This is a genomic window from Streptomyces sp. NRRL B-1140 (assembly GCF_001280065.1).
Classification (GTDB): domain Bacteria; phylum Actinomycetota; class Actinomycetes; order Streptomycetales; family Streptomycetaceae; genus Streptomyces.
Genome location: NZ_LGEA01000146.1, coordinates 1 through 3,820, shown reverse-complemented (window position 1 = coordinate 3,820; position 3,820 = coordinate 1). Strand labels below are relative to the sequence as shown.

The 3,820-nt window shown below is 74.9% G+C and carries 2 protein-coding genes; one reads left to right on the top strand and one right to left on the bottom strand.

Features of this window, described 5'->3' with window-relative positions; translation table 11 throughout:
- Positions 1-32: 32 nt before the first annotated feature.
- On the top strand, positions 33-3,323 hold the full coding sequence (locus ADK65_RS33290) for a BTAD domain-containing putative transcriptional regulator (RefSeq protein WP_053674789.1): 3,291 nt from the start codon (positions 33-35) through the stop codon (positions 3,321-3,323).
- 30 nt (positions 3,324-3,353) lie between these two features.
- On the opposite strand, the gene ADK65_RS33285 is transcribed toward ADK65_RS33290, so the two are convergent.
- Positions 3,354-3,820 (bottom strand): NPCBM/NEW2 domain-containing protein (locus tag ADK65_RS33285; protein ID WP_199825749.1); only part of this gene is annotated, 467 nt, incomplete at its 5' end.

Below are 3,820 nucleotides of genomic sequence, written 5' to 3'. Positions count from 1 at the left end.
GGCCGCACCCCCCCCCCGGCGACAATGACCCCGTGCGGTACAGAATCCTGGGCGTCGCCACGGCAGAGGACGAGTGCGGCTCGGTCGTACCCATCGGCGGTCCCCGCCTGCGCGCCCTGCTCACCGCCCTCGCCCTGCGCCCCTCCCGCGTCGTCACGGCCCGGACGTTGATCGACGAGGTGTGGGCGGAGGAGCCGCCCCAGGACGCCCCCGCCGCCCTCCAGGCCCTCATCGGCCGTCTCCGCAGAGCTCTCGGCAAGGACGCCGTCACCTCCGAGACGGGCGGCTACCGACTCGCGGCCGGCGAGGAGGACATCGACCTCTTCGTCTTCGAACGGCTCGTCCAGCAGGGCACCGACGCCCTCACAGCCGACGACCCCGCCCTCGCGGAACGGCACCTCGACGCCGCCCTCGCCCTCTGGCACGGTCCTGCCCTCGCCGACCTCCCCGACCGCTTCGCCGCCACCCGCCCGGAGGCCAGGCGCCTGGAGGCGACCCGGGCCAGGGCGGAGGCCCGGCTCCGGCTCGGACGCGGGCCGGACGTCGTACCCGAACTGCGGGAACTGACCGCCGTACACCCCTACGACGAGCCGCTGCACGCCCTCCTCATCCGCGCCCTGCGCGACACCGGCCGTGACGCCGACGCCCTCGCCGCGTACGAGACCGCCCGCCGTGCCCTGGCCGAAGGCCTCGGCACCGACCCCGGGCCCCGGTTGCGCGCCCTCCACGCGGACCTGCTCGACTCCACCCCGACGGACGGGCAACGCCCGCCCGCGCCGCCGGAGCGCGAGCGCACCCGCCCCGGGGCCATCCGCCCGCGTCTGACCTCTTTCGTCGGCCGGGAACCGGAGATCGACGCGATCCGTTCCGACCTGCACAGGGCCCGGCTCGTCACCCTCACCGGACCGGGCGGCTCCGGCAAGACCCGCCTCGCCGAGGAGGCCGCCGCCGGGCTCCCGCAGGCATGGCTGGCCGAGCTCGCCCCGCTCGACCGGCCGGAGGCGGTGCCGGGAGCGGTGGTCAGTGCGCTCGGTCTGCGCGAGACCATGCTGCTGACCAGCGAGCTCACCGCCGTGCAGGACGATCCCGTCGGGCTGCTCGTGGAGTTCTGCGCGCCGCGCAGTCTCCTGCTGATCCTGGACAACTGCGAACATGTCATCGGCGCCGCCGCCCATCTCGCCGAGACCCTGCTGACCCGCTGCCCGGGGCTCACGATCCTGGCCACCAGCCGGGAACCCCTGGGCGTCCCGGGCGAGTTGGTGCGTCCCGTCGAGCCCCTGCGCCCCGACCACGCCCGCCGGCTGTTCGCGGAGCGTGCCACCGCCGTCCGTCCCGATTCGCAGGCCGCGCTCCGCGACGAGCGGGCGGTGGCGGAGATCTGCCGGCGGCTGGACGGGCTGCCGCTCGCCATCGAACTGGCCGCGGCCCGGCTCCGGCTGCTCACGCCCCGGCAGATCGCCGACCGCCTCGACGACCGCTTCCGGCTGCTCACGTCCGGGAGCCGTACGGTCCTGCCCCGTCAGCAGACCCTGCGTGCCGTCGTCGACTGGTCGTGGGACCTGCTCGACGACGCCGAGCGGACGATGCTGCGCGAGGTGTCCGTGTTCGCGGGCGGCTGGGACCTCGCGGCGGCCGAGGCCGTGTGCTCCGGGCCCGCCGCCGAGCTGGTCGGGGCCCTCGTCGACAAGTCCCTCGTCGTGGCGGCACCCGGCGCGGACGACGGCTCCTCCGGCATGCGGTACCGCATGCTGGAGACCATCCACGAGTACGCCGTCGAGCGCGCCGCGGACACCCCGCGGCTGCGCGCCACCGCCGAGCTCCGGCACCGCGCCTGGGCGCGTGCGCTCGCCGAGCGGGCCGATCCGCAGTTGCGCTCCGGCGGGCAGCTGCCCTGGATCTCCCGCCTGGAGACCGAGCTGGACAACATCCGCGCGGCCCTCGACCGGGCCCTCGCCGCCGCGGACGAGGCGGAGGCCGCCGCCCTCGCCCTGGCCATGGGCTGGTTCTGGTGGCTGCGCAACTACCGCCACGAGGGCATGGAGTGGCTCGAGCGGACGCTGCGCCTCGGTGCGGCCCTGGACGGGGAGGGCCGTGTGCCGGCCGGCGGCGAGCCGGAGCCCGGCCCTGCCGACCACATCCTCACCGTGTCGGACGGGGAGGCGGGGCACCCGCTGCACGCCCTGCGGATGGACGTGCGCCTGCTGCATCTGTTCTTCCTGACCGAAGTCGCGCCCAGGGAGACGTTCGCCGCCGAGCGGCTGCCCTACATGGAGTGGGTGTGGGCCCACTACAGGGGAGGCGGCCCCCACGCGGCCCGGATCCCGGGGCTGATCTGCCCGATCCTCTCCTCCTTCCTGGGCGATCCGAGCGATGTCCGGACGGTCCTGGACGCCGCCGTCGCCAACTGCCGTGCCCACGGCGGTGACTGGGAGATCTCCGTCGCGCTGATGTTCCGCGCGCACACGGTCGTCGACGGACCCGGCGGCCTGGAGGGCGTCGACGACGACCTCGCGGAACTGCGGGTCCTCAGCCGCCGCTCGGGCGACCGCTGGCTGCGCGCCCAGGTGTGCAGCGCGGCGGGCGAGGCCGCCATGGTGCGCGGCCGTTTCCAGGAGGCCGAAGGGGAGTACGAGGAGGCGCTGCGGCTCGCCTACGAGGTGGGCGCCTACGCCGAGTCGCCGTTCCTCATCGCCCGGCTCGCCGAGATCGCCTACCGTGCGGGCGACCGGGTGTCCGCCCTGTCCTTGCTGGACGAGGCCACCGCCGCCGCCGATCGGTACGGCGTGCGGGACTCCAAGGCGTACGTCCTGCTGATGCGCACCCAGATGGCCCTCGAGGACGGGCACACAGGCCGGGCGCGCGTGTTGTGCGAGGAGGCCCGCGCCAACACCGCCCCCGGTACCCCGCCGCCCCACTTCATGGTGATGCTGGTCCTGCTCGACGCCGTGATCACCGCGCAGGAGTCCGGCCCGCGGTCCGCCCTGGCCAAGGTCACCGCCGCCTTGCGTGAAGCCGTGGACAAGCGGTGCTCGGAGGTGGTCCGGGCCACGGTCGTGGACGGCGCGGCCAGACTGCTGGCCGAGCTCGGTGACTTCGCGCGCGCGGCCCGGTTGCTCGGTGCCGGCGACCACTGGCGGTCGGGCCGCCCGCGCTCCCTTCCGGAGCGCGCACCGGCCGAAGACGCCGAGGACGCCGCGCGTGCGGCTCTGGGGAGCGCCCGGTGGGCGGAGCAGCGTGCCCGGGGCACAGTCCTCACCCCGGACGACGTCCTGCGCGAGCTGGAGGAGGCGTGCCGCACGCATGCCCCCGACCGGGTGCCGTGAGTCGTCCTCCCGTCGGCCGCGTCCGTACGGTCAGCCGCAGGTGAACCTGGACTCCGCCCAGTCCACCGGCAGCAGATGGCCGAGGGCGCTGTGCGGTTCCACCACCAGCCGGACCGTGCTGCGGCCGGTGAGGTTCACCTGCACGGACACGGCCGGATCACCGCCCTCGACCAGCGGGGAGCGCCACAGCCGGACCCCGTCGGCGTAGACGGAGAAGCGCACCCTGCCGAGCCGCAACGTCATGTCGTCCACTCCCACGAGCGCGTCGTACGACGAGCAGGGGCGGTTGAGGTCGATGGTCACGGACGAGCGGCCGTGCACGGTGACGCCGTGGGCGTAGCGCCGGCCGCCCACCGACAGACCGGACCGCTGCCACACCCAGCCGCTCGAACCGATCCGCATCTCGGGTTTCGTGCCGTCGCCGCTGATGTCGTACGACAACTCGCGCCACTGGTAGACGACCGGGGCGGGCGGGGGTGGCGGGGGCTGCGGGGGAG